Source organism: Bradyrhizobium sp. (assembly GCF_049512235.1).
Taxonomy (GTDB): Bacteria; Pseudomonadota; Alphaproteobacteria; order Rhizobiales; family Xanthobacteraceae; genus Bradyrhizobium.
In genome coordinates, this window is record NZ_JBEKXH010000509.1 from 1 (window position 1) to 4,517 (window position 4,517).

Annotated in this window: 7 protein-coding genes; 5 read left to right on the top strand and 2 right to left on the bottom strand. The window is 63.5% G+C overall.

From position 1 onward, the window contains the following. A partial coding sequence (locus ABSG20_RS30625; RefSeq protein ID WP_423868196.1) for a DUF3597 domain-containing protein occupies nucleotides 1–378 on the top strand: 378 nt, incomplete at its 5' end. A 63-nt stretch (nucleotides 379–441) separates the two neighbouring features. On the opposite strand, the gene ABSG20_RS30630 is transcribed toward ABSG20_RS30625, so the two are convergent. Continuing rightward, nucleotides 442–606, bottom strand: a complete 165-nt coding sequence (locus ABSG20_RS30630; RefSeq protein ID WP_423868197.1) for a YjiS-like domain-containing protein — start codon at nucleotides 604–606, stop codon at nucleotides 442–444. Between the two features lie 184 nt (nucleotides 607–790). Then, nucleotides 791–1,084: a GNAT family N-acetyltransferase gene (locus ABSG20_RS30635; protein WP_423868198.1), complete on the bottom strand. Its 294-nt coding sequence runs from the start codon at nucleotides 1,082–1,084 to the stop codon at nucleotides 791–793. A gap of 313 nt (nucleotides 1,085–1,397) precedes the next feature. On the opposite strand from ABSG20_RS30635, the gene ABSG20_RS30640 reads away from it, so the two are divergent. From ABSG20_RS30640 to ABSG20_RS30655, 4 genes are all read left to right on the top strand, one after another. After that, nucleotides 1,398–1,526, top strand: a complete 129-nt coding sequence (locus tag ABSG20_RS30640) for a hypothetical protein (protein WP_423868199.1) — start codon at nucleotides 1,398–1,400, stop codon at nucleotides 1,524–1,526. A gap of 154 nt (nucleotides 1,527–1,680) precedes the next feature. Continuing rightward, entirely contained in the window at nucleotides 1,681–1,881 is a 201-nt protein-coding gene (locus ABSG20_RS30645) for a hypothetical protein (protein ID WP_423868200.1), read from the top strand. Nucleotides 1,882–1,922: 41 nt separating this feature from the next. Continuing rightward, nucleotides 1,923–3,554 carry an acyl-CoA synthetase gene (locus ABSG20_RS30650; protein ID WP_423868201.1) on the top strand — a complete coding sequence of 544 codons (1,632 nt, stop codon included), beginning with the start codon at nucleotides 1,923–1,925 and terminating at the stop codon, nucleotides 3,552–3,554. 2 nt (nucleotides 3,555–3,556) lie between these two features. Continuing rightward, a complete protein-coding gene (locus ABSG20_RS30655) occupies nucleotides 3,557–4,423 on the top strand; it encodes a PCC domain-containing protein (RefSeq protein ID WP_423868202.1) in 867 nt (288 codons plus the stop codon). Nucleotides 4,424–4,517 lie beyond the last annotated feature (94 nt).

The following is a 4,517-nucleotide window of genomic DNA, read 5'->3' on the forward strand; positions in this document are numbered from 1 at the left end:
ATCATGAGCGCGATCTTCGGCACCAAGGCGGATGCCGCGCCCTCAAGCGGCGGCGCGACCGCAGGCAGCGCACCCTCCGCAAGCGGATCGTCATCGACACCGGCGGCTGCGCCAGCGCAGTCGGTCGATGTCGCGCCGATCCTCGACAAGGCGGTCAAGGCGAAAGGTGAGAAGCTGGAATGGCGCACCTCGATCGTCGATCTGATGAAGGCGCTCGATGTAGATTCCAGCTTTGCCGCGCGCAAGGAGCTTGCCCACGAACTCGGCTACACCGGCGATAGCAACGATTCCGCCAGCATGAACATCTGGTTGCATAAACAGGTGATGGCCAAGCTCGCTGCGAATGGCGGCAAGCTGCCACCGGAGATCAAGCACTAGCCGGCTAAGCCGCAATTTGAGGGTCCGCCAGCGGCCGGCCCTCAGGCGCCGAGGGGCGGGTGTCTAACGCCACGCCCCGGTTACGGCTTGCCAGGCTTCCGCTCTCAACTCGCTGCGCTCGCGGCCGATATCATGCAAGATTCGATCGTCGATCGCATCGATGTTCATGAGTTGCGACTGGTAGCGAAGGTATCGCATGAACGTGTTGAAAAGCGATGCGATCAGCATGGCCGATTCCCGTGCGCTGCCTTTAGGTTTGAAGTGAGCGATGACGACCGGCCTTGGTCGCATCGTTAACAGGCCATTTCGTTTCGGCCCGTAGTGCTACGGAACGGACTGCGTCCGCTGTGCGCAACCCCCGCTCCGGCTGCACCGTCGCAGACCACGTTTTGACGGAGCGTCGGCGCCCAGGTTAGCTGGGATCAGATCGCCCCGCCAGATCCGCGAATTCCGGATGCTTGTGTAGATAGTCCAGAACGAAGCTGCAGCCGGCAATCACCTTCAAGCCATCGGCGCGGATCAGCTGCAGCGCGCCCTGCACCAGTTCCGAGGCAATGCCTTTACCGCGCAAGCTCCGCGGCGTCTCGGCGTGGGTGATGATGACGGTGGAAGACGTCAGGCGATAATTGGCAAACGCCAATGCGCCCTCGACGTCGAGCTCGAAGCGGGACAGCGCCTTGTTGTCGCGGACGCGGCCGGCAGCCATGAATCTTGTTTCCAAAAAAAGTTTCGATCCCATGATTTAGACGCGCAACCCTCGTGATGCAAATGGCCCACAGCGCCAGATTGGCTGCTTCGGCGTGGACACTGCGGTCTTCTGCGGTCTTGCAGACCCCGATGTTTGCGCCCATCTTCCGGCAATTACTCTCAATCCATCGTCAGCGCTGCGAAGCTACGATGCGCGCGGCGGCACGGATCTATCCGTCGGTTCGGTGGGTGATCACGGAGCTCGGCGAGTTTGGCCGTGCTTTTCGATCAGAACGCGTGCATGGTCCGGCCTCCTCGCCGGGAGCAGCCGCATGGCCAGCCAAAAGGGTCCCAACATCAAGAAGAAGCAGAAATGCAAGAATTGCGAGGGCAAGGGGCTGTTGAAGAAGGGCGACAAGGTGGTCAAATGCCAGCGCTGCGGCGGGACGGGGGTGCGGTGAGGCACCCATTCGTCTCCGGCGGATATCAGTGCTTCCCGCGGATGGGATGACCAGCCCTAGGCTATTAACAACAGCTCGTGAATCTGTTTCACTTTCCAAGCGAGCTGGCAGAAGCAGCTGCTGGGACGCTTTTCACCTTGAAAAGGACCAATCCATGAAACTCGTCCTCACGGCCCTCGGCGTCGTCCTGCTGGTGATCGCCGTCGTCTATTTCGTGCTGCCGGCGGATCAATTGCCGGGCTTTTTCCCCGGCCACGAGGCTGGCGTGGCGCGCATGCACTATAAGCACGGCGCGGCCGCCGGCGTTGTCGGTGTAGTGCTGCTGGCGGCAGGGGTATGGATGGGAAGAAGGTGAGGGATGCCGGCGAGTCATCGCTCGATTCTGGAGCCTTTGAGGTGACTGCGCCCGCGCCATTGGGCGGCGTCACGCCGATGTCGCGCCGGGTCATGAACCTCGCGCATTGGCTCACCCAGAATTCCCGCCGGCACGGCGAGCGCACCGGCTTGGTCTGGGGCGAGCGGTCCTGGAGCTGGCGCGAGATCGACGCCCGCGTCGCGGCGCTGGCGGCGGCCTTGGCCGCGCGCGGCATCGTCAAGGGCGACCGCATCCTGGTGCATTCCAAAAATTGCGCCGAAATGTTCTGGTCGATGTTCGCGGCGTTCCGGTTAGGGGCGGTCTGGGTGCCCACCAATTTCAGGCTGGTGCCGGACGAGGTGGCCTATCTGGCCACTGCTTCCGGCGCCAGGGCCTTCCTCTGCCACGGCGATTTTCCCGATCACGCGGCGGCCGTACAGGCGGCGAGCCCGGCGCTGGTTTTTACCTGGCGGATTGGCGAGGGCGCCTTCGGCGAGAGGTCCCTGAGCGAAGCAATGGCGGCGCATGCCAACGCCGTGGTCGGCAACGCGCGGGTCGAATATGACGATCCTTGCTGGTTCTTCTTCACCTCTGGCACCACCGGCCGCTCCAAGGCGGCGGTACTGACCCACGGCCAGATGGCTTTTGTGGTCAATAACCACCTTGCCGACCTGATGCCGGGCACCACGGAGAACGATGCCTCGCTGGTGGTCGCGCCGCTGTCGCACGGCGCCGGCGTGCATCAGCTGGTGCAGACCGCGCGCGGCGTTCCGACCATCCTGCTTTCATCGGAGCGTTTCGATATCGACGAGGCTTTTCGGCTGATCGAGCGGCACCGCGTCAGCAACATTTTTACGGTACCGACCATCCTGAAAATGATGGTCGAGCACCGGGCCGTCGACCGCTACGACCATTCCTCGCTGCGCTACGTGATCTATGCCGGCGCGCCGATGTACCGCAGGGATCAGAAGGCCGCGCTGAACAGATTAGGCAAGGTACTGGTGCAGTATTTCGGTCTCGGCGAGGTCACCGGCAACATCACCGTGCTGCCGCCTGATCTGCACGACCCCGAGGACGGGCCGCATGCGCGCATCGGCACGTGCGGTTTCGAGCGCACGGGCATGCAGGTTTCGATCCAGGGCGATGACGGTAGCGAACTCAAAGCTTTCGAGACCGGCGAGATCTGCGTCATCGGTCCGGCTGTGTTCGCCGGATATTATGATAACCCCGAGGCCAACGCCAAGGCATTTCGCGATGGCTGGTTCCGCACCGGCGATCTCGGCCACATGGATGAGGAAGGTTTTGTCTATATTACCGGCCGCGCTTCCGACATGTACATCTCCGGCGGATCCAACATCTATCCGCGCGAGGTCGAAGAAAAAATCCTCACCCATCCGGCGATCGGCGAAGTGGCGGTGCTCGGCGTGCCCGATTCATTTTGGGGTGAGGTCGGCATCGCCGTCTGCGTCGCGCGGGAAGGCGCTGATCCGGTGACCGAGCTGGAACTGGCTGGCTACCTCGCGACCAGGCTGCCGCGTTACAAGATGCCGAAGCGGTTTTTCTTGTGGGATGCGCTGCCGAAGTCCGGCTATGGCAAGGTGCCGAAACGGCTGGTGCGCGACGAACTCGAAGCGCGGGGATTGATCGAGGTCATCGCGAAAGAAAGCGGCTGACGATGCGCCGCATCGTCCAGCCCGGCCCGCCGGCGCGGCGGCGCATTGATTGGGTCGAAGCGCGCGGCCGCGCTTTTGCTTTTACGCTGCAAGCGGGCTTGCCGCTATTGGAGGCCGCGCGCCGCGGCTTCGCGGCGGAAGGATTTGGCGGCGGCGTGCTGAATTTCAGCGGCGGCTCGCTCGGCCCGCTGGCCTATGTCATGCCGGCGCTGTCCAAGACCGGCGCCAACGCGGCCTTCTACAGCGATACCATTCGGCCCGCCGGCCTTACGCGGCTCAAGGTCGGGGCAATGACGCTCGGTAGCCGCGACCGCGCGCCCTTCTTCCATTGCCACGCTTTGTGGAGCGAAGCCTGTGGCCGCGCCGGCGGAGGCCATATCCTGCCCGAGGAAACCATGGTCGCCGAATCATTCGAGGTGAAAGCGTTCGGCGTCGATGGCGCGGTTTTTACGGCCGAGCCGGACCCGGAGACCAATTTTAGGCTTTTCGGGCCGGTCGCATCGACGGCCACCGGCGCACCCGCAACAAGTCGCGCGGTCGCGCTGCGGCTGCGGCCGAACCAGGATTTCGCCGGTGCGCTCGAGACCTTCTGCAGGGAGCGCGGGATCATCAGTGCAAGACTCCATGGCGGGGTCGGCAGCATCATCGGCGCTCGCTTTGTCGATGGCCGTCAGGTCGAGCCGTTTGCCACCGAAATGACGGTCCGCTCCGGTGCACTTGTCAAAGGTGCCGACGGCGCGCCTGAGGCCGAGCTGGACGTTGCCCTCGTCGACTATCTCGGCGGGCTCGCCGAAGGCCGGCTGTCGCGCGGCGACAATCCAGTGCTTATGACGATCGAGCTGGTACTGGAGGTGAAGGAAGGCCGATAGGGCGCAATAGTCACCGGGTCGGCGCGAAGCGCCGCCCGATGACAGGGTTCGCGTATAGCACCGATTGCGGAATAGTTCCCTCCGCCGCCTGGAA